We start from the raw sequence: 25,059 nt of genomic DNA, 5'->3' as shown, positions 1-25,059 counted from the left end.
GTTTACACCTTCGCCACAAGTGGGCGACCAAGCAGGCCCTGGGGACGGAAAATCAGAATCACCACCAGCAGGGAGAAACTGAACACGTCTTTGTAGTCAGAGTTGATCAACCCCGCGAACAACGACTCGGAGATACCGAGGATGATCCCGCCCAGCATCGCCCCAGGCAGGGAGCCGATGCCGCCGAGCACCGCTGCGGTAAACGCCTTGATGCCGATAATGAAGCCGGCGTAGAAGTCGAAGGTGCCGTAATTGAGGGTGATCAGCACGCCGGCCAGGGCAGCCATGGCGGCGCCGATGACAAACACGTAGGAGATCACGCGGTCGGTGTTGATGCCCAGGATCGAGGCCATCTTGCGGTCTTGCTGGGTGGCCCGGCACATGCGGCCGAGCTTGGTGTATTTGATGATGTAGGTGAGCAACGCCATGCCGGCGAAAGCCGCCACGAGGATGAACACTTTGGTGTAGGTCAGTTGCACGAAGCCGGTGCCGATATCCACGCGCCAGGCGCCGGCGAGCAGGGTGGGAATGCCTTGTTGCTTGGCACCCTGGGCGATCTGCGCGTAGTTCTGCAGGATCAGGGAGATGCCGATGGCGCTGATCAGCGGTGCCAGTCGGGTGGAGTTGCGCAGCGGTTTGTAGGCGACACGTTCGATGACCCAACCGTATACGCCGGTAACGACCACGGTGAAGATCAGGGTGCCGAGAATGAGCAGCGGGAAGGATTCGATGCCGAAGTAAGCCAGCAGTGCCAGACTGATCGCCGCGAGGTAAGCGGAAATCATATAAACCTCGCCGTGGGCGAAGTTGATCATGCCAATGATGCCATAGACCATTGTGTAGCCGATGGCGATCAGGCCATAGACCGACCCGAGGGTCAGGCCGTTGACCAGTTGCTGCAGGAAAATACCATCCATAACGCAATCTCACGCGGTGAGCACCTGCACACCGAGGGGTGTGCGGCGCTTCTGGAGGAAAACAGAGGCTAGGCACGCGCCCTCCCTTGTAGGAGCGAGCTTGCTCGCGAAAAACCAGAGAACGCCGTGTGCATCCAGGAAACCAGCGTTATCGTTGACGTTCTTCGCGAGCAAGCTCGCTCCTACAGGGAGGTCATGCAGTCGGTTGAATTACTTCTGCTTTTCCAGCTGGTGGTATTTGCCGTCTTTATCCCACTGGTAAACCACGTAGTCGGAGATTTTCAGGTCGCCTTTGGCATCCCAGGCTTTTTCGCCCATGACGGTTTTAACCGGGTTGGCCTTGAGCCACTTGGCAGCGTCCTCACCCTTGTTGGACTTGGCGCCGTTGAAGCCGGCGGCCAGGGCCTGGATCGAGGCGTAGGCATACAGGGTGTAGCCTTCCGGCTCGTACCCGCTTTTACGGAAGGCATCCACCACCGCCTTGCTCTCTGGCAACAGACGCGGGTCAGCACCGAAGGTCATGTAGACGCCATCCACGTACTGGTTGCCACCGGCGGTTTTTGCCAGTTCATCGGTCACTACGCCGTCATCGGACATAAACGCGGCCTTGAGGCCTGCCTCGCGAATCTGGCGAACCAAAGGACCTGCTTCGGGATGCAGGCCACCGAAGTACACGACATCGGCGTCAATGGAACGGATCTTGGTGACCAGGGCACTGAAGTCTTTCTCGCCACGGGTCAGGCCTTCTTCCAGCACCGGCTTGACGCCGCGCTTGGTCAGCTGGGCAGCGGTGGCGTCGGCCAGGCCCTTGCCGTAGGTGTCCTTGTCATTGATCACCGCGACTTTCTTGCCCTTGAGCACGTCGACGATGTAGTCGCCGGCGACGATGCCCTGCTGGTCATCGCGCCCGCACATGCGGAACATGGCGCCCAGGCCGCGCTCGGTGACCTGTGGGTTGGTGGAGCCGGGCGTGATCGCGATAATGCCCGCTTCGTCGTAGACCTCAGACGCCGGGATGGTGTTGGACGAGCAGAAGTGCCCGACCACGCCGATCACTTTGTCCTGGTCGGCCAGGCGGTTGGCCACGGCAACGGCCTGTTTTGGCTCGCAGGCGTCATCGCCGGCCACCAGCTTGATCTGCTCGCCGTTAATGCCACCGGCCTTGTTGATAACATCGGCTGCCGCCTGGGCACCCTTCATGTACTGCTCACCGAAAGCGGCGTTGGCGCCCGTCATCGGGCCTGCCACACCAATTTTCACATCAGCTTGAACAAACGTAGAAACACCCAGCGCCGCTGCAACGGCGAGGGCCAGAAAACCTTTCTTGTAAAACGTCTGGGACATGAGTGGTGCTCCGATATTTTTGATTTTTGGCACGACAACTTGCATTCAAACCTTTCACTGAAAGCTCAGAGCAAGCCGCGTGCCATTACTTTTTTATTCTTCAAAAAGACACGGTGTCATTGTTATTGCACGCGTTTCGCGTCCCCCCGCCAGGACGTGCAACCGTCTAGTCTCGACGGGTGCAACCAGCAAGCCAAAAAAGTGCAACCTTGAACGGTGGCACCTGCAACCGAAGGGATAAACGACAGCTCCAGGCGCTGTAACCCCGTGCGTAACGGAACTGCACATTTACAGTGCGTGATTGCTACGACTTGCACCAATACAGATGGGTAGCCGGCTAAGAAAATACCGGCTAACGAGCGCTGTTACGCGGGTCAGACCACGATCCGCAGGCATTGCCCCGCGTGGTACAGCGAGAACCCCGCTTCATAGAGGCAACTGCGCAGGCCCGCTCCCGCCAGGGGTTGCATCGGTGCGAAGGGAATCGGCAGCGACTGGGGATTGTGGTGACACAAATAGTCGGCAAACGCCTTGCCGACCACGCTGCCGGTGGTCACGCCGCGTCCATTGTAGCCGGTGACCGCCACCAGCCCGGGCGCCGGCTCGAACAAACGCATCAAGTGATCGGGGGTAAACGCGATGCAGCCGGTCCAGGTGTATTCCCACTGCACCGATTTGAGATAGGGGAAGTAATGCTGCTGCACCCGATCGGCCCACGCCTTGAGGAACCAGGCCGGTTTCTGGTTACCGTTGCCCAGGCTACCGAGCAACAGACGACCATCGGCGTCGCGGCGAATGCTGCTCAGCACCTGGCGCGTGTCCCATGAACCCTGGCCGCCAGGCAGGATGCGCCCGGCGGCGTCATCGGTGAGCGGCGCCGACGCCACCTGATAGTAGTAACCGGGGAAGAAATTACGCCGCAGTTCGGTCCATTCACCTTCGGTATAGGCATTGGAGGCGATCACCACCTGGGCGGCCTGCACCGCGCCCTGGACGGTCTGCACAGACCAGACTGCACCCTGGCGCTCAAGCCGGGTGACGGGGGAATGATCGAACAACTGCCCGCCCAACCCGACGGCCGTATTCGCCAGACCGCTGGTGTAGGCCATGGGGTTCAAGGTGCCGGCGCGTCGGTCCAGCAAGGCGGCGGCGATTTTCGTGGTGCCGGTGGCCTGCTCGCAGGCCTGCCCTGTGAGCAACTCGACCGGCGCGCCACGGCGCTTCCATTGCTCTTCACGACTGCGCAGATCCGCCTCGCCACGGGCGTTATGCGCCATGTGCAGGGTGCCCTCGCGACGCAACTGGCAATCGATGTTGTACTTGTCGATCAGGCCGAACACCAGCGCCGGTGCTGCGCCCAGCATGCGGTTGAGCTGGCTGCCTACCGCTGTGCCGAACCCGGCTTCGATCTCGTCCGGCGGGATCCACATACCGGCGTTCACCAGCCCGACGTTGCGCCCCGAACCACCGTGGCCGGTGCGATGGGCCTCCAGCACCGCAACACTTTTACCCTGTTCGAGCAAATGAATGGCGGCCGACAAACCGGTGATGCCGGCGCCGATCACGCACACATCCACCTTGACCTCACCCTTGAGCGCGGCACGATCCGGCCGGTTGGGGGTGAGGTGTTCCCATAAACATGTTTCGCGCAGCGCCATTGCCAGACTCCGATGAGACCTAACAGACCACAATCTTGACGTGTAAATGAGCTCAACTGTGGGAGGGGGCTTGCCCCCGATGCGGTGTATCAGTCAACAAATGTGCATCTGACCCACCGCAATCGAGGGCAAGCCCCCTCCCACATGGACTCAGTCGAACGTAATGCCCTGCGCCAACGGCAACTCCAGCGAATAGTTCACGGTATTGGTCTGGCGGCGCATATACCCGCGCCACGCATCCGAGCCCGACTCACGCCCGCCGCCGGTCTCTTTCTCACCGCCAAACGCGCCGCCGATCTCTGCGCCGCTCGGGCCGATATTGACGTTGGCAATCCCGCAGTCACTGCCCACCGCCGACATGAACTGCTCGGCTTCGCGCACATCGGTGGTGAAGATGCACGACGACAAGCCTTGTGGCACCGCGTTGTTCAGGCGCAGCGCTTCGGCAAAGTCGCTGTAGCCGATCACATACAGAATCGGCGCGAAGGTTTCGGTGCACACCACGTCGCTCTGCTCGGGCATTTCCACAATCGCCGGCGCCACGTAGTAAGCGTTGGGGAATTGGTCTTGCAGCTGGCGCTTGCCGCCGAACACCTTGCCGCCCTCGCTCAAGGCCTGCTCCAGGGCGTCCTGCATGTTGTCGAAGCCGTGCTTGTCGATCAGCGGGCCGATCAGGTTGCCTTCCAGCGGGTGGCCGATGCGCACCTTGGCGTAGGCGGCCTTGAGGCGGTTGACGATTTCCGCCTTGACCGATTCGTGGGCGATCAGCCGACGCAGGGTGGTGCAACGCTGGCCGGCGGTGCCGACGGCACTGAACAGGATCGCACGCACGGCCATGTCCAGGTCTGCGCTCGGGCCGAGAATCATCGCATTGTTGCCGCCCAGCTCAAGGATGCTGCGGGCAAAGCGCGCGGCGACTTTGGGCGCCACTTCGCGGCCCATGCGGGTGCTGCCGGTGGCGCTGATCAGCGCCACACGCGGGTCATCCACCAACGCGGCGCCGGCGTCGCGGCCGCCGATGATCACCTGGCTGAGGTACTGCGGCGCATCCTTGAAATTCTTCAACACACGCTCGAACAGCGCCTGGCAGGCCAGCGCGGTGAGCGGGGTCTTTTCCGACGGTTTCCAGATCACCGCATTGCCGCACACCAGCGCCAGGGTGGTGTTCCACGCCCACACCGCGACCGGGAAGTTGAACGCGCTGATCACGCCGACCACGCCCAGCGGGTGCCAGGTTTCACGCATATGGTGACCGGGACGCTCGGAGGCGATGGTCAAGCCGTACAACTGGCGCGACAAACCGACGGCGAAGTCGCAGATGTCGATCATCTCCTGGACTTCCCCCAGGCCTTCCTGGGTGATCTTGCCGGCTTCCCAGGAGACCAGCTCGCCCAGATCGGCCTTGTACTCGCGCAACACGTCGCCGAACTGGCGTACCAGCTCGCCGCGACGTGGGGCCGGTACCTTGCGCCAGGCGTCGAATGCATGCTCGGCGCGACTGACCTGCTGCTCCACCTCGGCGGCCCCTTCCCAGTTCACGGCGCCGATGCGGCTGCCATCGATCGGTGAATGCACAGGCTGTGTACCCGCCTGGTACAGCGCCGGGTTTACGCCTAGACGGTCAAGCAATGCAGCAACCATGGGGTACTCCTTCAAATCTGCAAACACAAAATTGCGCCGCCGCAGACACGGCGATCCAGGCCTCATTTGTAGCTGGCCCAAGACTTGCCAACAAACGACGATTAGGCGAGATATCATTCCGTTTATTCATGCGAAGAATAAAAAGAGGCATGCCGTGCTGAACAAAAGACATTTGCCCTCGATCACCGCCCTGCAGTGTTTCGAAGCCGCCACGCGCCACCTGAGCTTTACCCGCGCCGCCGAGGAACTGAACCTCACGCAAAGCGCGGTGAGCAAACAGGTGGCGCAGTTGGAAGAGCTGCTGCAGCACCTGCTGTTTCGCCGCGTGCGGCGCCGCTTGCAGATGACGCCGGCGGGCGACCTGTACCTGGTGGAAGTGCGCAAGATCCTCTCCCTGGTGGAGATGTCCACCCACTACCTGCGCTCCTACGGCGGCGAAACCGAAGTGCTGCGCGTGTCCACGCCCTACACCTTCGGCGCGCGCTGGCTGGTGCCGCGCCTCAAGGGCTGGCGCCTGCGCCACCCAAACATCCATCTGGACCTGTGCAACGAACAGGAACCGGATGAGCTGCTGCAGGGCAAGGCCGACATGGCGTTCTATTTCGGCCAGGGTTCACGCCCCGGCACCGAGAGCGTGAAGTTGCTCAGCGAAGAGCTTGTACCTGTGTGTTCGCCCGAGAGCCTGCCGGCAGAGCGGTTCACCGACCCGACCCAACTGAGCGAACTGGTGCTGCTGCAGAACGCCTCGCGGCCCCAGGGCTGGCATGACTGGTTCGCCAGCCAGGGTTTGCACACCGAGCACAGTTATCACGGGCCGCGCTTCGACACCTTTTATATGTGCATTCGTGCGGCACAGGTAGGCTGCGGCGTGGCGCTGCTGCCGCGCTTTCTGGTGGAGGAGGAACTGGCCGAGGGCAAGCTGGTGATCCCTTGGCAATATGCAATGCCGAGCCAGGATGCTTACCATCTGGCTTATCCGGAGCATTCAGCAGAGGTGCCGAAGGTGCGCGCGTTTGTGAAGTGGATGCTTGAGCAAGTTATTTAGTGCCTGGACTACCGCCATCGGGGGCAAGCCCCCTCCCACATTTGGAATGCATTCCAAAAGGTGGGAGGGGGCTTGCCCCCGATGAGGCCAGTAGCCACACCCGAAAAAATCACTGGCAATACCCCACAGGTCTATGCGCCACTAGCCCCCCTTCCTCAATTGTGCGTAAAGGCCGGCGCCCAGCGTCGACCCGTCTGGAGATTCCCGTTATGAGCGAGAGTGTGTTTGCCGATCGCATCGTGCAGAACCTGCTCGACACCGACTTCTACAAGCTGACCATGATGCAGGCGGTGCTGCACAACTACCCGAACGTGGAAGTTGAATGGGAGTTTCGTTGCCGCAACAGCGAAGACCTGCGCCCGTACCTGGCGGAGATCCGCTACCAGATCGAGCGTCTCGCCGAGTTGAGCCTGAGCCCGGACCAATTGGGCTTCCTGGAACGTATCAGCTTCATGAAGCCGGACTTTTTGCGCTTCCTCGGGCTGTTTCGCTTCAACCTGCGCTACGTGCAGACCGGCATCGAGAACGGCGAGCTGTTTATCCGCCTGCGCGGGCCGTGGCTGCATGTGATCCTGTTTGAAGTGCCGATGCTGGCCATCGTCAGCGAAGTGCGTAACCGCTACCGCTACCAGACCGTGATCCTGGAACAGGCCCGCGAGCAGCTGTACCGCAAGTTCGACTGGCTGACGGCGAATGCCGCCAGCGATGAACTGTCGGAGCTGCAAGTGGCCGACTTCGGCACGCGTCGACGCTTTTCGTACCGAGTGCAGGAAGAAGTGGTCAGCGTACTCAAGCACGACTTTCCCGGGCGGTTTGTCGGCACCAGCAACGTGCACCTGGCCCGCGAATTCGACATGAAACCGTTGGGCACCATGGCCCATGAATGGATCATGGCGCACCAGCAACTCGGCCCGCGCCTGATCGACAGCCAGATCGCCGCCCTTGACTGCTGGGTCCGCGAATACCGTGGCCTGCTGGGCATCGCCCTGACCGACTGCATCACCACCGATGCGTTCCTGGGCGACTTCGACTTGTACTTCGCCAAGCTGTTCGACGGCCTGCGCCACGACTCCGGCGACCCGGTGCAGTGGGCGGAAAAGGCCATCGCCCACTACCATAAGCTGGGTATCGAGCCGATGAGCAAGACCCTGGTGTTCTCCGACAGCCTGACGTTGCCCAAGGCCCTGGAGATTTTCCGCGCCCTGCGTGGTCGCATCAATGTGAGCTTTGGCATCGGCACCAACCTGACCTGCGACATTCCAGGGGTGGAACCGATGAGCATCGTGCTTAAAATGACCGCGTGCAATGGCCAGCCCGTCGCCAAGATTTCCGATGAAGCGGGCAAGACCCACTGCACCGACCCGAATTTTGTCGCCTATTTGCGTCACGTTTTCAAAGTACCTGCCCTATCCAGCAAGGAGTGAAGCATGCAAGCCGTACAGCGTGAGATTGCGCAGCAGCTCAAGGTGCAAGCGCCGTTCAAAGACCAGGCCGCCCTTGAGGCAGAAGTCGCCAGGCGCGTGGCCTTTATCCAGGACTGCCTGCGCAATTCCGGGCTCAAGTCGCTGGTACTGGGCATCAGTGGGGGTGTCGATTCCCTGACCGCAGGCCTGTTGGCCCAACGTGCGGTGCAGGAACTGCGCGCCAGCAGCGGCGACGCGGCCTATCGCTTCATCGCCGTGCGCCTGCCCTACGAAACCCAGTTCGACGAACTCGATGCCCAGGCTTCGGTGGACTTCATCGAGCCGGACGAGCGCCACACCGTCAACATCGGTCCGGCGGTCAAAGCCCTGGCCAAGGAAGTCGCGGCGTTCGATGACAAACCGGCGGCCTCCCGCGATTTCGTGCTGGGCAACACCAAGGCGCGCATGCGCATGGTCGCGCAGTACACCATCGCAGGCGCGGCCGGTGGGCTGGTAATCGGTACCGACCATGCGGCGGAAGCGGTGATGGGCTTTTTCACCAAGTTCGGGGATGGCGCCTGCGACCTGGCGCCGCTGAGCGGGCTGGTGAAAAACCAGGTGCGTGCGATTGCGCGGCATTTCGGCGCGCCGGAGTCGTTGGTGGAGAAAGTCCCGACCGCCGACCTGGAGGACCTGTCGCCGGGCAAGCCGGACGAAGCGTCACATGGCGTGACCTATGCCGAAATCGACGCGTTCCTGCACGGTGAGCCCGTGCGTGAAGAGGCGTTCAGGATTATCTGCGAGACGTACCGCAAGACCGAGCACAAGCGGGTGATGCCGTTTGCGCCTTGAGGTGAGGCCGGTAGTTTTGCATTGATTGCCAGAATGCCATCGGGGGCAAGCCCCCTCCCACATTGACTGTGTTCACAAATCAAGTGTGGGAGGGGGCTTGCCCCCGATGAACGATAACGCGGTCTTACTTGACGGTCACAGTGCCTTTCATCATCGAAATATGGCCTGGGAACGAGCAAAAGAACATGTAGTCCGTGCCCGCCGTCAGCTTCGACACGTCGAACGTCACCGAATCTTTCTCGCCGGCACCAATGAGCTTGGTGTGGGCGATGATGCGGTCGTCGCCTTCCTTGAGGTAGTTTTTGTCGACACCGGCGGCCATGCCGTCGCTGGCAACCGGCTGCATGTTGGCGGCGCTGGTCAACACCCAGTTATGGCCCATGACATTTTTCGGCAGGTTGCCCGAGTGCGTCAGCTCGACGGTGAACTGCTTGCAGCTCTTGTCGATGGTGATTTCTTTGGTGTTGAACGACATCTGGTCGGTGGAGTCGACAGTGACCTTGCACTCTGCAGCAAGCAACTGGCCGCTAGCCAGAGTCAGCAGGGAAACAGCAACGAGTTTGGCGAACATGTGAATCTCCAGGGCAGGGTTGGAAAACGCGTATTGCGACAAAGGGTGCCTCAAGCAGGCTTAAGTTCTTATGATCTGCATCAACAGATTGTATACAACTTTAGGCTATCAGGCTGATCAACACAATCTAACATCCGCCTCCACGGCAACCGGATATGATCGGCCCATCCCCCACTGGAGCCCGCCCCATGCCCCTCAATCAACTGTTCAACGGCCTGTTTGCCGCTTACGCCAGCGGTAAGTGAAGGCCAAGCGCGCTGCGAAGCTGCTACCATAGCGACCCAAGGCAGCCGCGCGCCGCCCACCCTCACCTTCGACCCTAGAGGATCGCCCATGGCCAAACCTAATTACTCCTTCGCCAAACGTCAGAGAGACTTGGCCAAGGAACAGAAGAAAGAGGAAAAGCTGCAACGCAAGAAAGCCGCTGCTGATGAAGAAGCGGGCGCACTGAACCCGGACGTCGACGCTGAAGCAACCGGCGACGACACTGAAACACCAAAAGATCCGGCTGAATAATTGATCGTTCCCACGCTCTGCGTGGGAATGCAGCCTGGGACGCTCCGCGTCCCGGCGCACCTGAAGCACGATCATTCCAGCGGCATCACCGTCACCCGCACCTCCGGGTCATGGTTCCCTCCCCCCAATATCACCCCGCGCAACGGCGACACATCGGAAAAGTCCCGGCCCCAGGCCAGGGTGATGTGCTCCAGTGCCGGCCGCACGTTATTCGTCGGATCGAAATCCACCCAACCCGACACCGGACAAAACACCGACACCCAGGCATGAGAAGCATCGGCGCCGATCAGCCGTGGCTGGCCGGGCGGCGGCTGGGTGAGCAGGTAGCCGCTGATATAGCGTGCCGCCAGGCCCCGCGAGCGCAGGCAGGCGAGCATCAGGTGGGCGAAGTCCTGGCATACGCCACGACGGCGCTCCAGCACTTCCACCAGCGGCGTGGCAACCTGGGTGGCTTCGGCATCGAAGGTGAATTCGCTGAAGATCTTCTGCATCAGCGCCTGCACGCCTATCAACAGGGGTGCGCCGGGCGGGAAGCAGCTTTCGGAGAACTCGACGAAGGTTCTTTTCAAATGCACGTAAGGCGATTCGAAGCGATAGCGGCAGGCTTCGATGACCTGCGGTGACAGCGGCTGGCTGCTGTAGGTAAAGCTGTCCCGGGTGCGGTCCCACGCCGGCGACTGGCGCAAGTCCAACGGCGGCCGCGCCAGCACTTCCACGGTCAGGCCGGCGTTGATCAGCAATTCGTCATGGGGCCGTTCGAACGCCAGGCGAGTGATCGGGTTGCCGAACACGTCCAGCTCATCGCGGCGTGACGAGGGCTGCGGGCTGATATCCAGGGTCTGCCAGGTGCACCGTTGCCACGCACAGGGTCGCGGCCATAAATGCGCCAGCTGCTGGGCAAGGGACACCGGGCTGTCGTAGTGATAATGGGTGTCATGGAAAATCTGGTAGCGCGCACTCATCACACCGACACCGTTTGCTGGCTGACATCATCCACATGGGCAAAGTGGCGCAGGGCGAGGCGGTCCGACACTTGCCCGCTTTCATCGGCGACCGCTTGCAGCAGGTCGGCCAGGCCATCCAACGCGGCGCGCACGCCGGATTCGCCGAACAGCGGGTTCTCCAGGCATCCCAGATCGAAACGCGCCAACTGTTCCACCAACGCTCCCAGGCCGGTTTCCCGTGGCACGCCGAAATCATCGTTCAAGCGACGCAAGGTGCGGCTCACCAGCTTGAGCTGGAACAGCACCGCATGGGGGTTCTGCTCGTCGAGCAACAACAGGTCGAGCACCGGAATCAGTTGCGGCACCGCCAGGTACCGCGAACGGTAGGTGATGCTGCTGTTGCCCAGTTCCAGCAACCATTCCAGCCCGGCCTGATCGAAGACCGCCACCCCGCGCAGGAACGCGGCAAGGCTGCTGCTCAGGAACTGCAGGCGCTCGATGCGCCGGCCCATCATCAAGAAGCGCCAGCCCTCGTCGCGGGTCATATCGTCCAGGGCAAACCCGGACAGCGCCGCCAGGGACATCACCAGACGGTTGAGGAAGTCCAGCAACTCGCCGAAGTCCGGGGTTTCACGCTCCAATTCCATGGCTTCGCGTTGCAGCTCCACCAGGGCCTGCCAGTTTTCCCGGGACAACTTGCCGCGCACCTGGGACGCCGCCCACTGCAAGCGCTGCAAATTGGCGCGCAGGCTCGAGGGCCAGTCATCGCCGAGCAAGGCGGCCAGCAAGCGCTCGGGCAACTCGCCCTCTTCCGGCAACAGTCGCAGGCTTTCGCCCAGTTCGACCGCCGCCTGCAAGGCCAGCGGGTCGTCGCCGTCGACATAGCGCGCCAGCACGATACGCAGCCAGCGCGCGCTGTCATCGCAACGCTCGCAATAACGGCCAAACCAGAACAGGTTCTCCACCACCCGCGACGGCAGATACGGATCGCGGCGCACCAGGTCGTGTGCGCCAATCACGCGCTGGGCGCGCCACTGCTCGCCACCGGGCGCACGTTCGCCGAGTACCCAGGTGTCCTTGCTCGCTCCGCCGCGTTGCATCGACACCACTTCGGCATCGGCTTCGGCGGCTACGCGGGTCAGGCCGCCGGGCAGCACACGGTAGCCGTCGTCACTGGCTACGGCGTACACGCGCATGCCGATGGCGCGGTGTTGCAAGTGGTCGTCCACGGTGTGCCACACCGGCGCCTGGGACAGCTGCGCCAGCTCCTGGGCAACATAGGCGTAGGGCCTGGCGCGCATGCGGTCGGCCAGGGCCTGGCGTTGCTCGGCGTTCAGGTCGCGACCGAACACCGGGGCGAAACTCTGCGAGGGGAACGCCGGTTTGATCAACAACTGCGGCAGCTTCTCCAACGCCTCGGCCAGCACCGGCGCCTCGCCGCACCACCAGGTGGCGATGGACGGCAGGATCAGTGCTTCGCCAAATAAAAACTCATTGATCTTCGGCAGAAAGCCAAGCAGGCCCGGGGACTCCAGCACACCGCTGCCCAGGGCATTGGCCACCAGCACATTGCCCTGGCGCACGGCATCCAGCAGGCCGGGGACGCCGAGGGCCGAATCGGTGCGCAGCTCCAGGGGGTCGCAGAAGTCGTCGTCCAGGCGCCGCATGATTGCGTGAACGCGGCGCAGGCCACTGAGGGTCTTGAGAAACACGGTGCTGTCGCGCACGGTGAGGTCGCCGCCTTCCACCAGGGGGTAGCCGAGCTGACGCGCGAGGTAGAGGTGTTCGAAATAGCTTTCGTTGAAGCGCCCCGGCGTCAGCAGCACGATCAGCGGTGGCTGGTCATCGCCGGGCGCCTGGCGGGCCAGGGTTTCCTGGAGCGTGCGGAAGAAACCGGTGAGGTGTTGCACCTGCAGGTCACGGTAGAGATCCGGGAAGGCGCGGGACACGATGGTGCGGTTTTCCAGGGCATAACCCGCGCCCGACGGGGCCTGGGTTCGGTCGGCCGTCACCCACCAGCGTCCATCCGGCGTACGGGCCAGGTCCACGGCGTACAGGTGCAGGAAGGCACCGTCCGGTGGCTGGATGCCCTGGCACGGCCACAGGAAGTTGTTGTGACCGAATACCAGCTCGGCGGGCAGCAGGCCTTCCTTGATCAGGCGCTGCGGGCCATAGAGGTCGGCGAGCACGGCATTGAGCAGGCGCGCCCGCTGGGCAATGCCGGCCGACAGGTGCTGCCACTCGTCAGCGGCCAGCACATGGGGCAACAGGTCCAGTTCCCATGGGCGATCGGCGCCCTTGGGGTCGGCGTAGACGTTGTAGGTCACGCCGTTTTCCTGGATCTGCCGCGTCAGCAATGCCTGGCGCTGGGCCAGTTGGGCCGGCGTGCTGCGTTGCAGGTGGTCGAGCAGGCGCTGCCAGTGGGCACGCACTGCGCCGCTGTCATCCAGCAGTTCGTGATAGGTGCCCGGAGTCAGCGGGTAACGGTCGAGCAAATCGGACATGGAACGCTCGGCAGAGGCAAGGGGGCTCAGGTTAACTCAACAAACACTGCAAATCCTTGTGGGAGGGCCCTCCCACATTTGGATTGTCATTCAATCATTTTTATTGGGGAAGCGGCGCAAATCCAGCGTCATTGGCAATTCATCGTTCACCACCACAGTCGGCACGCAGAGCTTGCCTGGACTATGCCCCAAGCGGAAAAACCGCGCCATCCGCCGGCTCTCGGCTTCATTGGAATTCACCGGCAAGCTGTCGTAATTGCGCCCGCCCGGATGGGCCACATGGTACTGGCAGCCGCCCAGCGAGCGCTGCATCCAGGTGTCCACCAGGTCGAACACCAGCGGCGCGTGCACCGCGATGGTCGGCTGCAGGCAGTTGGCCGGTTGCCAGGCGCGGTAACGCACGCCGGCGACAAACTCGCCGACGCGGCCGGTCGGCTGCAGCGGCACCGGGATGCCATTGCAGGTCAGCACATAACGTTGCGGTGCCAAGCCGCTCAACTTCACTTGCAGGCGTTCCAGGGACGAGTCCACATAGCGCACCGTACCGCCGACCGCGCCCTCCTCGCCCAGCACATGCCAGGGTTCCAGGGCCTGGCGCAGTTCCAGCTCGATACCGCTGACGGCATAGTCGCCGACCTTGGGAAAACGAAACTCCAGGTGCGCGGCAAACCACTCGGCGCGCAGCGGATAACCGGCGGCATTGAGCTGGGCGATCACATCGGCGAAGTCCTGCTCGATAAAGTGCGGCAACAGGAAGCGATCATGCAGTTCGGTGCCCCAGCGCGCCAACTTCGATGGTGCGTAAGGTTCACGCCAGAACCGCGCGACCAGCGCCCGCAACAGCAACTGCTGGGTGAGACTCATGCGCGCATGGGGCGGCATTTCAAAGGCGCGCAGTTCCAGCAGGCCCAGGCGGCCGGTGGCGCCATCGGGGGAATAGAGTTTGTCGATGCAGAACTCGGCGCGATGGGTATTGCCCGTGACGTCGATCAGCAGGTTGCGCAGCAGACGGTCGACCAACCAGGGCGGGCATTCTTCGCCTGGCGCGGGCATTTGCGCAAAGGCGATTTCCAGCTCATACAGCGCGTCGTTGCGCGCTTCATCCACTCTCGGCGCCTGGGACGTGGGGCCGATAAACAGGCCGGAAAACAGATAGGACAGCGAGGGGTGGTTGTGCCAATAACTGATCAAGCTGCGCAGCAGGTCGGGCCGGCGCAGAAACGGTGAATCCTTGGGCGTGGCGCCGCCCAGCACAAAATGGTTGCCGCCGCCGGTGCCGGTATGACGACCGTCGATCATGAACTTTTCCGTGGTCAGGCGGGTTTGCCGCGCCTCTTCGTAGAGGAATTCGGTGCGCTCCACCAACTCGTCCCAGGTCGCGGACGGTTGCACGTTAACCTCGATCACGCCGGGGTCCGGCGTCACTCGGAAATTGCTCAGGCGTGTATCCGACGGCGGCTCGTAGCCTTCCAGCAGCACCGGGCAATGCAGTTCTTCGGCGGTGGCCTCGATGGCGGTCACCAGCTCCAGGTAATCCTCGACACGCTCCAGCGGCGGCATAAACAGGTACAGGCGCCCTTCCCGCGCTTCGGCGCACAGCGCAGTGCGGGTCAGCCAGTCGGCGGATTCATCGACCTGCGGCACGCGCTCATCACTCGGGGCCGGCTCGTCATGACTGTGCAGTTGGGCGGTGGTCGGCAGCGCCGGTTGGTCCTGATTCGGGTCGGTGGGATGCACAAACGGATATTGCGCAGCCGTCACCCACGGCTGCGAGGCCAGCGGCAGTCGATAACCCAACGGCGAATCGCCCGGCACCAGGCGGCAATGGTTGTCGCGCAGGTACCAGCGCCCGCTCTGCCAGCGATCATTGGCGGCGGTGCGCGCCAGCGGCAGTACCTGGCCAATGACTTTATCCAGGCCCTGGCTGAACACTTTGCGCAGGCGCTCGCGCTCCAGGTCATCGCTCAGGCGCGGGTCCTGGGCGGTGACGTTCTGCGGTAGCGCGCCCTCGCGCCACAGGTAGTAGAAATTGTCTTCAAACGCCGGGAACACGAAACGGGCCGGCAGCTTGAGACGCTCGGCGACGCTGGCCAGGAAGCGCCCGGCCAGTACGCCATCCGCGCCGTAGTCGGCTTGTTCATCGGCGATCAACGCGCTGTTGTGCCAGATCGGCACGCCGTCGCGGCGCCAGTAGCAGTTCAGGGACCAGCGCGGCAACTGCTCGCCGGGGTACCACTTGCCCTGGCCGAAATGCACCAGGCCCTGCGGCGCGTAGTGCCTGCGCAGGCGCTGGAACAGCTCGGCGGACAGCCGACGCTTGTCCGGGCCCAGGGCGGCGGTATTCCATTCGGCGCCGTCGGGGTCATCGATAGAGACGAACGTCGGTTCGCCGCCCATGGTCAGGCGCACATCGTCCCTGTGCAGGTCAGCATCGATCTGCCGGCCCAGGGCCTGGATCGCCAGCCATTGCTCTTCGGTGTAGGGCTTGGTCACCCGTGGCGCTTCCCAGAGGCGTTCCACCGACATCTCGTGGCTGAACTCGCACTCGCACGGCTCAACCAGGCCACTGATCGGCGCAGCTGAAGACGGATCCGGACTACAGGCCAACGGAATATGGCCTTCACCGGCAAACAACCCGGAAGTGGCGTCCAGGCCGATCCAGCCGGCGCCGGGCAGATACACTTCGCACCAGGCGTGCAGGTCGGTGAAATCCACGTCGGTGCCGGAGGGGCCATCCAGGGCTTTGACATCGGCGGTAAGCTGGATCAGATAGCCGGAGACAAACCGCGCCGCCAGCCCGAGGTTGCGCAGCAACTGCACCAGCAGCCAGGCCGAATCGCGGCATGAGCCCGAGGCATTTTCCAGGGTGAACTCCGGGGTTTGCACCCCCGGCTCCATGCGGATCAGGTAGCCGATATCGGCGGCCAGGCGCTGGTTGAGTCCGACCAGAAAATCCACGGCCGGCAACGGCGTACGGTCGATACCGGCCAGGTAGGCGGCAAACTTCGGCGTCAGCGGCAAGGTTTCCAGGTAAGGCGCCAGCTCGCGCTGCTCATCGGCGGCATAGCTGAACGGGATGTTCTCGGCGTAGGGCTCGAGGAAAAAATCGAACGGGTTGAAGACCGCCATCTCGGCGACCAGATCGACCTCAACGCGCAGCTCGTCAGTCTTTTGCGGGAAGACCAGACGCGCCAGGTAATTGCCCTGCGGGTCCTGCTGCCAGTTGATGAAATGCTGCTCGGGCAGCACCTTCAGCGCGTAGGACAATATCCGCGTGCGGCTATGGGGCGTCGGGCGCAAGCGCACAATTTGCGGGCCGAGTTCGACAGCACGGTCGTAGCGGTAATGCGTAACGTGGTGCAACGCGACATGAATCGACACGGCGGCCTCCTGCGAGCCAGGGCATGGGCACAACGCGCGCAAGACTTATGCCAGAGCGGCGGTCATTGCGCTTTATCGTAAGACCCGGTGCAGTACAGCACCAAAACGACGCCAACGGTGGGGTCATGGTGCAGGCGCTGCACATATTTGTGGCGCGAGTGGGTGCAGCGGTAGCGATTGGGTGTGCGATGAGGTGGGGAATCACCTCGTTTTTTTTATTCTGATGATGGCGCGCTCGTGTTGGCGGCGCTTGTTGATGGCGGCTTGGACTTTTGCGCGCAGGTGGCGGAGTTCTACGGCTTTTGCACGAAATTCTTGGTGGCGTTTGCTGCGAAGCAGCAGTAGGCCGACCAGCGGCCAAACGATACTTTCTGCGAAAATGAATGGATGCGGTGAAAAACGCAAAGCCGGCAAAGCGACCAACAGACAGGCAATGAAAAAGCCATACATACCCCAAACCCACTTGGGACGCCCATAGCCAATCATGACATTGCACAGGGTGGTAAAGAGGGCCAACACTACACAGGCTTCCTCAGCAGAAGACGCCGATAAAGCCCACGGGGCTGTACGCGGATAATAATGTTCCAGCAGCGCCACAACGGCGGTCCCCCCCAAAATGCTCATAAAAATCGCACCGATGAAGACGGGAAAGTAACGCAAAAGAAATGGGCGTACCGGTATGAGGTATGTCCGTCTGAAAAATCTCATTCTGAAATTTCCTCATACAGCCCAACTGCGATGATCCGGATGTTCCCGGCCCGTACACTGCCGGCAACGGCCGATACGGCACCAAGAGCATCCAGCATCTGCAAGAGGGTTCCATGCTTTACTTCTGCCGAGGTATAGCGCTTGGGTATCTCTCCAGCCATTTGTTTCAGCTTGATCATTTTCCGGGTCATGTCCGGATGGTTGATACTCAGTAGCTCCCTGGTGAGCTTGACCCGCTCCTGCCGATTTAGCCCCTTGAGTACCTGATGCGTATTTTTCCCCGTTGCCTTTTTAAGCGTACTGACCATTCGAATCGTAGACATTGCTGTGTTGCCAGCACCTAATAACGAAGCGGCGTCTAGCCCAATCGTTATGGCCTGGTACCATTCATTGCGGTCCAGTTCGTCATTCAGCGCTGGGTCTACAAATTCATTTCGCGTTCGTCGAATACCCAGGGCGCATTGAAACGTGCTGGCTGACGCGCCTACCACGCTTATCGCAGCCGCGACCCCAGAGCCCCCAAAAGTAAAAGGACTCAATGCTAATCCTCCCGCGATCACCAACCAGCTGATCACCGCAGAAGTACACGCCAACGCTGTATTCACCGCCTCAAACGCCACCTGCGACTCACGCGGCTCATTCGCCAAGCGCCGAGCAAACTCCACCCGCCCGACATAGCCCGGCGCCTCACGCAAAAGCACCTTCTTCGGCGCCACACTGCAAATCGGCTGAAACTCGCGCAGCACAATCGCCCGCATCTGCGCATCCAGATACACCACCCCCGCACCGACGATGGCGGGATCGGCATCAATCGCGGCAAACAATTTTCGTAGATCAATGCTGCTTTCAATCCACTCCCGCGTCGCGAGGTGCGCACTGGGAAACCCGTCTTTCAACACGCTGGAAGTCATCCCTTTACTCCGGTTTTTCACAAGAGCGCAGAGGTTAAAGAGTGGCTATCTACAAAAAATGTCAGAAGCTTCGCTTTATCAAGACAGGCACTTCCTGATCATGATGCAGCGTCTTGTAGGCCATATCCCGCATAGGAAAAAGTACGCCCCGCGCCACTACCGGCGAACACTCAAACAGGGAGCGACCATGGCAACTGATATGTTTTTAAAGCTCGCAGACATCAAGGGTGAGTCCAAAGACCAGGGGCATCGCGATGAAATCGAAATCAGCAAATGGGGTTGGGGCATGTCCCAGACAGGCTCCATGCACACCGGCAGCGGCGGCGGTGCCGGCAAGGTCAATATTGAAAATCTGTCTATCTCCAAGGTCATGGACAAGTCTTCACCCAACCTGATGATGGCCTGCTCCACCGGCAAGCATTACCCCGAGGCCAGGCTGGTGGTGCGCAAGGCCGGCGGCAGCAGCGCCGTGGAGTATCTGGTCATCACGATGAAGGAGGTCATGGTCACCTCCTACCAAACCGACGCAGTAACGACGAGCGACGTACTGACTGAAGTAATCGGCCTGAATTTCGCCATCAGCGAAGTCAGCTATCAGCCGCAGAAGGCCGACGGAGGCAAAGACGGTGGCGCGGTCAAATACGGCTGGAACATTCGCCAAAACGTCAAAATCTGACACCGCAAGCCGGAACTGTCCTCCAGCCTCGGCCGGCTCACGTTTGTGCCAAGGAAGGTTGGAGCGCAAGCCAGGTGACGACCCTACTCAGTCAACGAGCTTTTCGCTGCGCGATAACGACTTGCCGCAGGTGGCGAATTTTAACCAATTTGGCTCGCATCTCTCGCTGCCCCTTGCTGTTGAGTATCAGCAGCCCGAACAGTGGAAAAACCAGCGCCAGCCCATAAAGAACAGGATGAGGGGCGTATTGGAACATCGGCAACACAAACAGCAGGCAGGCCACGTAGATACCGACCATCAACCATGTCCAGGAGGGTTCGCCGCGCAAAATCATAAAGTTGCTGTGCACCGTCAGCAGCGTGAACACGGCCCCGGCCAGCATGATCTTGCGCCCGACTTGCGCAAGGGGCGCATCAGCAAAATAGGTGACGAACGCCAGCGCCATGGCCAACGCCAATGAAAAATACGCCGCAAATACGCCGCCCAGAAATGTCAGAAAGTAATGCCTGAAAAAGTCCCGGAGCGTCATCAGTTCGCCCATTCTTTGGCCAGGGGGTTGCCCATGGGGTGTTCTTCCTTGAAGAGGTAGAGACTGAAAGGACGCTATCGGGGGCAAGCCCCCTCCCACATTCGACTGCATTCTCATGCTGGAACTCAGTCAAGTGTGGGAGGGGGGCTTGCCCGCGATAGCCATTCAATGGGCGCCACCCTATCAAACGGGTTCACCACCGACCACAAAGCGAAACGCCAACCCGAGACTGGCGCTTTACAGGTCAGGGCGGCCGGCTGGTTTAGCGAGATATCCTAAAGCGGGCCAGACCTTCTGGTGAAGGTGCGAACACAGGTGGTGAATCTACCCAATCAACGGCGTTTATGTTGGGCAGTCATGGTCTGGCGCAGGCGGCGGACTTCGACCAGTTTGCGGCGCATTTGGCGGTGGCGTTTGCTGTTGAGCAGCAACAACCCGAGCAGCGGAAACAGCAGGCTCAATCCATAGGACAGAGGATGAGGACCAAAGGCAATAGTGGGCAGTACCGCCAGAACACAGAGTGCGAGCAGCGCCGCCAGCGGCCATACCCACTGCGGTCGCCCGCGGGCGATCATGAAATTGCACTGCACGATGCCCCACGTCAGCGCGAGGCCACCCAGGAAGGAATACTTGAGGTTGTCGTCCATCGGCAAGCTTGGGAAATAACTGTCGAAAATCAGTGGCACCGCAAACACAAGGCTGAACACCGCCGCGAAAATAGCGCCCATGAAGACCGGAAAGTACTGCGCCAGAAAACTGCGAATACCAGGTAGCTCATTCATCGCTCATTTCCTCATACAGCCCCACGGCAATGGTGCGCACATTCCCGGAAATTGCGCTGCCGGTAAAGCCGATGGCCGCGCCCAATGCATCCTGTATCTGGGTCACTGTGGCATGCCTGACCTGAGCGGGCGTGAACCGCTTGGTCGTCTCGCCGGACAGCTGCTTCAACTTGAGCATTTTGGCGCTCATGCGCGGGTCCTTGATGCTGAGCAGCTCCTTGGTAAGCTTGGCGCGCTCTTGCCGGTTCAATCCGCGCAGCACGTCCCGCACGCTTTTGCCGGTGGTCGCCTGGTTCAACCGCACCAGTTTTACCGTGGTCAACGTCGATGCACCGACCCCGATCAACGACGCCGCGTCCAGCGCGATCATCGTGTACTGGTACCACTGCGAGCTATCAAGCTTGTCATTTTTGGAGGGGTCGCTGATCTCATTGCTGACGCGATAGCCGCTGGCAAAACACTGGAGCGTGCTGGCCGTGGCAGCGGTATAGCCGATGGCCGTAATCACAGTGCTGGCGCCCGCCGTGAACGGCACAGCAACGGTGCCGCTGAGCACAACGATCCAACCGATAATCGCGCCCGCGCAGGATAGGGAGGTGTTGATCGCCTCCCCCACCAGGCGCGATTCGCGGGGGTTGTCCTGGACCTGTTGCGCAAACTGCGCCGGGGCGATGTATTTCTGCGCCTCACGCAAAATAACGCGCTTGGGGGCAATGCTGCAGATAGGCTGGAACTCACGCAGGGTCACCACGTTGAAGTCGGCGTCGATATACACCACGCCCGCACCAACAATGCCGGGGTCTGCGTCAATGGCCGCGAACAGCCGCGGCAGGTTGATCTGGCTTTCAATGCGCTGTCGCGCCATGAACTGGGAGCGGTTGGAGTCCATGCCGATGCTGAGCAGGGGGTTGCTCATGGAGGTGCTCGTCCTTGAAGGGGGGTGACTGAACTGACGCTATCGGGGGCAAGCCCCCTCCCACATTCGACCACATTCTCATGCTGGAACTCAGTCAAGTGTGGGAGGGGGCTTGCTCCCGATGGCAATCTAATGGGTGCCACCTTACCAAACAGGCTCACCACCGACCACAAAGCAAACGCCAAGCCGAGACTGGCGCTTTACAAGCCTGGGCGGCCGGCTGGTTTAGCGCGAGATCGCAACGCGGGCCAGACTTCCTGATGAGGGTGCGAACACAGGTGGTGAATCTACCCAATCAACGGGCTCTACGCTGGGCAACGACGGCCTGTCGCAGGCGCCGTATTTCAAGTAGCCGCTGACGCATTTCGCGGTGGCGCTTGCTGTTGAGCAACAGCAAGCCCAGCAGTGGGAACAACACCGCCGAGCCGTACACCAGGCGGTTGAGGTCGTACTGAATCATCGGCAAGACGAACAACAGGCATGCGCCGAGGTATCCCGCCACCAGCCTGGCCGCCCAGGGATAGCCACGCGCGATCATCACGTTGCCAAACACCAGCACCACCACCAGCAGCAGAATCGCAGCCCCCGAATAGCTGGACTTGAGCGCTGGCTCTACCCCACGCAAATAGGTCACGCCCGCCGTGGAAACTGCGACCGAGCCGGAGAAGATCGCCGTGAAGACGGTGCCCATGAACACCGGAAAATAACGGGCGAGAAAACTGCGCATATCGGGGAAGCCGCTCATTCGGTCAAATCCTCGTACAAGCCGATCGCAATGGTGCTGGTCGTACCGACATGCCCGGTTCGATAGCTACCGGCGATGCCCAATAGGCCGCCCAGCGCATCTTTCAATTGGGTCAGCGTGGCGTGGCGGATTTCGGTGGAGCTGTAGCCAAATCCGCATTGGGCGCTGCTCGCCAGCGCCGCAGTGACGCCGATACCCACCACAAACGCACTGGCACCGGCAGTGAACGGCACAGCGACGCTGCCGCTGAATACAACGATCCAGCCGATCACCGCTGCGCCGCAGGAAAGACCCATATCAAATGTCTCCTTCTGGAAGCGTCCTTCACGGGGATGGCCGCGAACAGCCGTGGCAGGTTGATCTGACTTTCAATGCGCTGGCGCGCCATGAACCGGGAGCGGTTGGAGTCCATGCCGATGCCGGCCAGGGGTTGCCCATGGGGTGTTCTTCCTTGAAAGGGTGGAGACTGGACTGACGCTATCGGGGGCAAGCCCCCTCCCACATTCGACCGCATTCTTATGCTGGAACTCAGTCAAGTGTGGGAGGGGGCTTGCCCCCGATAGCAATCTGATAGGCGCCACCATACCAAACAGGCTCACCACCGACTAGAAAGCAAAACGCCAGCACGAGGCTGGCGTTTGGCAGATCAGGCTGCGATCAACGCGGCACCACCGGCTTGCGCACAGGCTTGCCGCCTTTGCCCTTGGCCGCATCGGTACGTTCCTTCGCCGCCTGTTTGTTGCGCGCCTGCGCCGCCGCCTTGGCTTGTTCGCGCTTGTCCCACGGGTTGCTGCCGTCGCTGCCACGCGGTGGCAGGCCGGTGTGCTGGGTGAGGATTTTGGTGGTAGTTTCCCTGGCGACCTTGTGGCTGCCGGCCGGCGTCGAGTTCTTGCGACGCGCGCTCTGGTAGCTGTCGGTGCTCGGCTGGTGCAGCGGAATCAATTGGTCCTTACCCGGCCCGATCAGGTCGGCGCGGCCCATGCGGGTCAGCGCTTCACGCAGCATTGGCCAGCCTTTCGGATCGTGGTAGCGCAGGAACGCCTTGTGCAGACGGCGCTGCTCTTCGCTCTTGACGATGGTCACCGCATCACTCTTGTAGGTGACCTTGCGCAGCGGGTTCTTGCCCGAGTGGTACATCGCGGTGGCGGTGGCCATCGGCGACGGATAGAACGCCTGCACCTGGTCGGCACGAAAGCCGTTGCCCTTGAGCCACAGGGCCAGGTTCATCATGTCTTCATCGGTGGTGCCGGGGTGAGCGGCGATGAAGTACGGGATCAGGTACTGCTCCTTGCCCGCTTCCTTGGTGTACTTCTCGAACATGCGCTTGAACTTGTCATAGCTGCCGATGCCCGGTTTCATCATCTGGTTGAGCGGACCTTCCTCGGTATGCTCCGGGGCGATCTTGAGGTAACCACCGACGTGGTGGGTCACCAGCTCCTTGACGTATTCCGGCGACTCAACGGCCAGGTCGTAACGCAGGCCGGAGGCGATCAGGATCTTCTTCACACCCGGCAACGCACGGGCGCTGCGGTACAGCTGGATCAGCGACGAGTGGTCGGTGTTCAGGTTCGGGCAGATGCCCGGGAACACGCACGACGGCTTGCGGCACGCGGATTCGATTTCCGGGCTCTTGCAGGCGATGCGATACATGTTCGCGGTTGGCCCGCCGAGGTCGGAGATCACGCCGGTAAAGCCCGGCACCTTGTCGCGGATCTCTTCGATCTCGCGAATGATCGACTCTTCGGAACGGTTCTGGATGATGCGGCCTTCGTGCTCGGTGATCGAGCAGAAGGTGCAGCCGCCGAAGCAGCCACGCATGATGTTCACCGAGAAGCGAATCATGTCGTAGGCCGGGATCTTCTCCTTGCCGTACGCCGGGTGCGGGACACGGGCGTAAGGCATGCCGAACACGTAGTCCATTTCTTCGGTGGTCATCGGAATGGGCGGCGGGTTGAACCACACGTCCACTTCACCGTGCTTCTGCACCAGGGCACGAGCGTTGCCTGGGTTGGTTTCCAGGTGCAGCACGCGGTTGGCGTGGGCGTAGAGCACCGCGTCGCCACGGACTTTTTCCACCGACGGCAGGCGGATTACGGTCTTGTCGCGGGTCATGCGCGGGCTGGCCAGGATCTGCACGACCTTGGCTTCGTCCGGATCATCAACCGGACCTTTTTCCTGCTCAATGGCGCAAGCCTGGGTGTCCTGGGTATTGACGTACGGGTTGATGATCTTGTCGACCTTGCCCGGGCGGTCGATGCGCGTGGAGTCCACTTCGTACCAGCCCGCCGGGGTGTCACGGCGAATGAACGCGGTGCCGCGCACGTCGGTGATGTCTTCAATCTTGTGGCCCCACGACAGGCGCTGGGCCACTTCGACGATGGCCCGCTCGGCGTTGCCGTACAGCAGGATATCGGCGGTGGCGTCGATCAGGATCGAGTTGCGCACACGGTCCTGCCAGTAGTCGTAGTGGGCGATACGGCGCAGGGAGGCTTCGATACCGCCCAGCACGATCGGCACGTTCTTGTAGGCTTCCTTGCAACGCTGGCTGTACACCAGGCTCGCACGGTCCGGGCGTTTGCCGGCCATGCCGCCAGGGGTGTAGGCGTCGTCGGAACGGATTTTCTTGTCGGCGGTGTAACGGTTGATCATCGAGTCCATGTTGCCGGCCGCGACGCCGAAGAACAGGTTCGGCTCGCCGAGCTTCATGAAGTCGTCTTTGGACTGCCAGTTCGGCTGGGCGATGATCCCGACGCGAAAGCCCTGGGACTCCAGCAGCCGGCCGATGATCGCCATGCCGAACGACGGATGGTCAACGTAGGCATCACCGGTGACGATGATGATGTCGCAGGAATCCCAGCCAAGCTGATCCATCTCCTCCCTGCTCATCGGCAGGAATGGCGCAGGACCGAAACATTCGGCCCAGTACTTGGGATAGTCAAATAACGGCTTGGCTGTTTGCATGACGGTGACCGGTGTTGAGATGAAAAATCGCGGGCGCGGAATATAGCACAAATTT

The 25,059-nt window shown here is 61.4% G+C and carries 20 protein-coding genes and 1 pseudogene; 5 read left to right on the top strand and 16 right to left on the bottom strand.

The window, feature by feature from the left end; translation table 11 throughout:
- Nucleotides 1-2 precede the first annotated feature (2 nt).
- The 4 genes from BFP89_RS01030 to BFP89_RS01015 form a co-directional block, all read right to left on the bottom strand.
- Complete coding sequence (locus BFP89_RS01030; RefSeq protein WP_034125666.1) at nt 3-917, bottom strand: ABC transporter permease subunit; 915 nt, start codon at nt 915-917, stop codon at nt 3-5.
- 210 nt (nt 918-1,127) lie between these two features.
- Nucleotides 1,128-2,261 carry a branched-chain amino acid ABC transporter substrate-binding protein gene (locus BFP89_RS01025; RefSeq protein WP_065883353.1) on the bottom strand — a complete coding sequence of 378 codons (1,134 nt, stop codon included), beginning with the start codon at nt 2,259-2,261 and terminating at the stop codon, nt 1,128-1,130.
- 374 nt (nt 2,262-2,635) lie between these two features.
- Nucleotides 2,636-3,919 (bottom strand): L-pipecolate oxidase, encoded by a 1,284-nt coding sequence (locus BFP89_RS01020; RefSeq protein ID WP_065883352.1) that lies wholly within the window; start codon nt 3,917-3,919, stop codon nt 2,636-2,638.
- A 150-nt stretch (nt 3,920-4,069) separates the two neighbouring features.
- The gene (locus BFP89_RS01015; protein WP_065883350.1) at nt 4,070-5,560 is read right to left on the bottom strand and encodes an L-piperidine-6-carboxylate dehydrogenase; all 1,491 of its coding nucleotides are present in this window, start codon (nt 5,558-5,560) and stop codon (nt 4,070-4,072) included.
- Between the two features lie 154 nt (nt 5,561-5,714).
- Here BFP89_RS01015 and BFP89_RS01010 point away from each other — a divergent pair, with 154 nt between their 5' ends.
- From BFP89_RS01010 to nadE, 3 genes are all read left to right on the top strand, one after another.
- Nucleotides 5,715-6,605, top strand: coding sequence for a LysR family transcriptional regulator (locus BFP89_RS01010; RefSeq protein ID WP_065883348.1), 891 nt, complete (start codon nt 5,715-5,717; stop codon nt 6,603-6,605).
- Nucleotides 6,606-6,814: 209 nt separating this feature from the next.
- Nucleotides 6,815-8,029 carry a nicotinate phosphoribosyltransferase gene (gene pncB, locus BFP89_RS01005; RefSeq protein WP_065883346.1) on the top strand — a complete coding sequence of 405 codons (1,215 nt, stop codon included), beginning with the start codon at nt 6,815-6,817 and terminating at the stop codon, nt 8,027-8,029.
- Nucleotides 8,030-8,032: 3 nt separating this feature from the next.
- The gene (gene nadE, locus BFP89_RS01000; protein ID WP_065883343.1) at nt 8,033-8,860 is read left to right on the top strand and encodes an ammonia-dependent NAD(+) synthetase; all 828 of its coding nucleotides are present in this window, start codon (nt 8,033-8,035) and stop codon (nt 8,858-8,860) included.
- 124 nt (nt 8,861-8,984) lie between these two features.
- Here nadE and azu read toward each other — a convergent pair whose 3' ends face one another.
- Nucleotides 8,985-9,431, bottom strand: coding sequence for an azurin (gene azu, locus BFP89_RS00995; RefSeq protein ID WP_065883471.1), 447 nt, complete (start codon nt 9,429-9,431; stop codon nt 8,985-8,987).
- Between the two features lie 333 nt (nt 9,432-9,764).
- On the opposite strand from azu, the gene BFP89_RS00990 reads away from it, so the two are divergent.
- The gene (locus BFP89_RS00990) at nt 9,765-9,947 is read left to right on the top strand and encodes a hypothetical protein (RefSeq protein WP_065883342.1); all 183 of its coding nucleotides are present in this window, start codon (nt 9,765-9,767) and stop codon (nt 9,945-9,947) included.
- A 71-nt stretch (nt 9,948-10,018) separates the two neighbouring features.
- Here BFP89_RS00990 and BFP89_RS00985 read toward each other — a convergent pair whose 3' ends face one another.
- From BFP89_RS00985 to BFP89_RS00965, 5 genes are all read right to left on the bottom strand, one after another.
- Nucleotides 10,019-10,909 (bottom strand): transglutaminase family protein, encoded by an 891-nt coding sequence (locus tag BFP89_RS00985; protein WP_065883341.1) that lies wholly within the window; start codon nt 10,907-10,909, stop codon nt 10,019-10,021.
- Entirely contained in the window at nt 10,909-13,395 is a 2,487-nt protein-coding gene (locus tag BFP89_RS00980; RefSeq protein WP_065883340.1) for a circularly permuted type 2 ATP-grasp protein, read from the bottom strand. Before BFP89_RS00980 ends, BFP89_RS00985 begins: the two co-directional genes overlap by 1 nt.
- Before the next feature lie 90 nt (nt 13,396-13,485).
- Nucleotides 13,486-16,776 carry a transglutaminase family protein gene (locus BFP89_RS00975; protein WP_065883338.1) on the bottom strand — a complete coding sequence of 1,097 codons (3,291 nt, stop codon included), beginning with the start codon at nt 16,774-16,776 and terminating at the stop codon, nt 13,486-13,488.
- 201 nt (nt 16,777-16,977) lie between these two features.
- Nucleotides 16,978-17,484, bottom strand: coding sequence for a hypothetical protein (locus BFP89_RS00970; protein ID WP_065883336.1), 507 nt, complete (start codon nt 17,482-17,484; stop codon nt 16,978-16,980).
- Entirely contained in the window at nt 17,481-18,395 is a 915-nt protein-coding gene (locus BFP89_RS00965; RefSeq protein WP_065883334.1) for an NAD synthetase, read from the bottom strand. Before BFP89_RS00965 ends, BFP89_RS00970 begins: the two co-directional genes overlap by 4 nt.
- 187 nt (nt 18,396-18,582) lie before the next feature.
- On the opposite strand from BFP89_RS00965, the gene BFP89_RS00960 reads away from it, so the two are divergent.
- The gene (locus BFP89_RS00960) at nt 18,583-19,071 is read left to right on the top strand and encodes an Hcp family type VI secretion system effector (RefSeq protein WP_065883333.1); all 489 of its coding nucleotides are present in this window, start codon (nt 18,583-18,585) and stop codon (nt 19,069-19,071) included.
- A gap of 91 nt (nt 19,072-19,162) precedes the next feature.
- Here BFP89_RS00960 and BFP89_RS00955 read toward each other — a convergent pair whose 3' ends face one another.
- The 6 genes and pseudogenes from BFP89_RS00955 to BFP89_RS00930 form a co-directional block, all read right to left on the bottom strand.
- On the bottom strand, nt 19,163-19,612 hold the full coding sequence (locus BFP89_RS00955; protein ID WP_065883331.1) for a hypothetical protein: 450 nt from the start codon (nt 19,610-19,612) through the stop codon (nt 19,163-19,165).
- A 320-nt stretch (nt 19,613-19,932) separates the two neighbouring features.
- Nucleotides 19,933-20,382 (bottom strand): hypothetical protein, encoded by a 450-nt coding sequence (locus BFP89_RS00950; protein WP_065883329.1) that lies wholly within the window; start codon nt 20,380-20,382, stop codon nt 19,933-19,935.
- Nucleotides 20,375-21,298 carry an NAD synthetase gene (locus BFP89_RS00945; protein ID WP_065883328.1) on the bottom strand — a complete coding sequence of 308 codons (924 nt, stop codon included), beginning with the start codon at nt 21,296-21,298 and terminating at the stop codon, nt 20,375-20,377. Before BFP89_RS00945 ends, BFP89_RS00950 begins: the two co-directional genes overlap by 8 nt.
- Nucleotides 21,299-21,593: 295 nt before the next feature.
- Entirely contained in the window at nt 21,594-22,043 is a 450-nt protein-coding gene (locus tag BFP89_RS00940; RefSeq protein ID WP_065883326.1) for a hypothetical protein, read from the bottom strand.
- Nucleotides 22,040-22,455 (bottom strand): annotated as a pseudogene (locus tag BFP89_RS00935) (hypothetical protein). The gene BFP89_RS00940 and the pseudogene BFP89_RS00935 overlap by 4 nt, the downstream one beginning before the upstream one ends.
- Before the next feature lie 245 nt (nt 22,456-22,700).
- A complete protein-coding gene (locus tag BFP89_RS00930) occupies nt 22,701-25,004 on the bottom strand; it encodes a YgiQ family radical SAM protein (RefSeq protein ID WP_065883324.1) in 2,304 nt (767 codons plus the stop codon).
- Between the last annotated feature and the right edge of the window lie 55 nt (nt 25,005-25,059).

This window comes from Pseudomonas sp. 31 R 17 (genome assembly GCF_900004915.1).
GTDB lineage: Bacteria > Pseudomonadota > Gammaproteobacteria > Pseudomonadales > Pseudomonadaceae > Aquipseudomonas > Aquipseudomonas orientalis_A.
Note: the sequence above shows the minus strand (reverse complement) of the source record. Positions and strands in the feature narration are given on the sequence as shown.

Coding starts and splice junctions, on each gene's coding strand:
- BFP89_RS01025 (WP_065883353.1), bottom strand. CDS start 2,261: ATGTCCCAGACGTTTTACAAGAAAGGTTTTCTGGCCCTCGCCGTTGCA.
- BFP89_RS00955 (WP_065883331.1), bottom strand. CDS start 19,612: ATGGGCGAACTGATGACGCTCCGGGACTTTTTCAGGCATTACTTTCTG.
- nadE (WP_065883343.1), top strand. CDS start 8,033: ATGCAAGCCGTACAGCGTGAGATTGCGCAGCAGCTCAAGGTGCAAGCG.
- BFP89_RS00970 (WP_065883336.1), bottom strand. CDS start 17,484: ATGAGATTTTTCAGACGGACATACCTCATACCGGTACGCCCATTTCTT.
- BFP89_RS00950 (WP_065883329.1), bottom strand. CDS start 20,382: ATGAATGAGCTACCTGGTATTCGCAGTTTTCTGGCGCAGTACTTTCCG.
- BFP89_RS00945 (WP_065883328.1), bottom strand. CDS start 21,298: ATGAGCAACCCCCTGCTCAGCATCGGCATGGACTCCAACCGCTCCCAG.
- azu (WP_065883471.1), bottom strand. CDS start 9,431: ATGTTCGCCAAACTCGTTGCTGTTTCCCTGCTGACTCTGGCTAGCGGC.
- BFP89_RS01015 (WP_065883350.1), bottom strand. CDS start 5,560: ATGGTTGCTGCATTGCTTGACCGTCTAGGCGTAAACCCGGCGCTGTAC.
- BFP89_RS00980 (WP_065883340.1), bottom strand. CDS start 13,395: ATGTCCGATTTGCTCGACCGTTACCCGCTGACTCCGGGCACCTATCAC.
- BFP89_RS01030 (WP_034125666.1), bottom strand. CDS start 917: ATGGATGGTATTTTCCTGCAGCAACTGGTCAACGGCCTGACCCTCGGG.
- BFP89_RS01020 (WP_065883352.1), bottom strand. CDS start 3,919: ATGGCGCTGCGCGAAACATGTTTATGGGAACACCTCACCCCCAACCGG.
- BFP89_RS00990 (WP_065883342.1), top strand. CDS start 9,765: ATGGCCAAACCTAATTACTCCTTCGCCAAACGTCAGAGAGACTTGGCC.
- BFP89_RS00965 (WP_065883334.1), bottom strand. CDS start 18,395: ATGACTTCCAGCGTGTTGAAAGACGGGTTTCCCAGTGCGCACCTCGCG.
- BFP89_RS00960 (WP_065883333.1), top strand. CDS start 18,583: ATGGCAACTGATATGTTTTTAAAGCTCGCAGACATCAAGGGTGAGTCC.
- BFP89_RS00930 (WP_065883324.1), bottom strand. CDS start 25,004: ATGCAAACAGCCAAGCCGTTATTTGACTATCCCAAGTACTGGGCCGAA.
- BFP89_RS00940 (WP_065883326.1), bottom strand. CDS start 22,043: ATGAGCGGCTTCCCCGATATGCGCAGTTTTCTCGCCCGTTATTTTCCG.
- pncB (WP_065883346.1), top strand. CDS start 6,815: ATGAGCGAGAGTGTGTTTGCCGATCGCATCGTGCAGAACCTGCTCGAC.
- BFP89_RS00985 (WP_065883341.1), bottom strand. CDS start 10,909: ATGAGTGCGCGCTACCAGATTTTCCATGACACCCATTATCACTACGAC.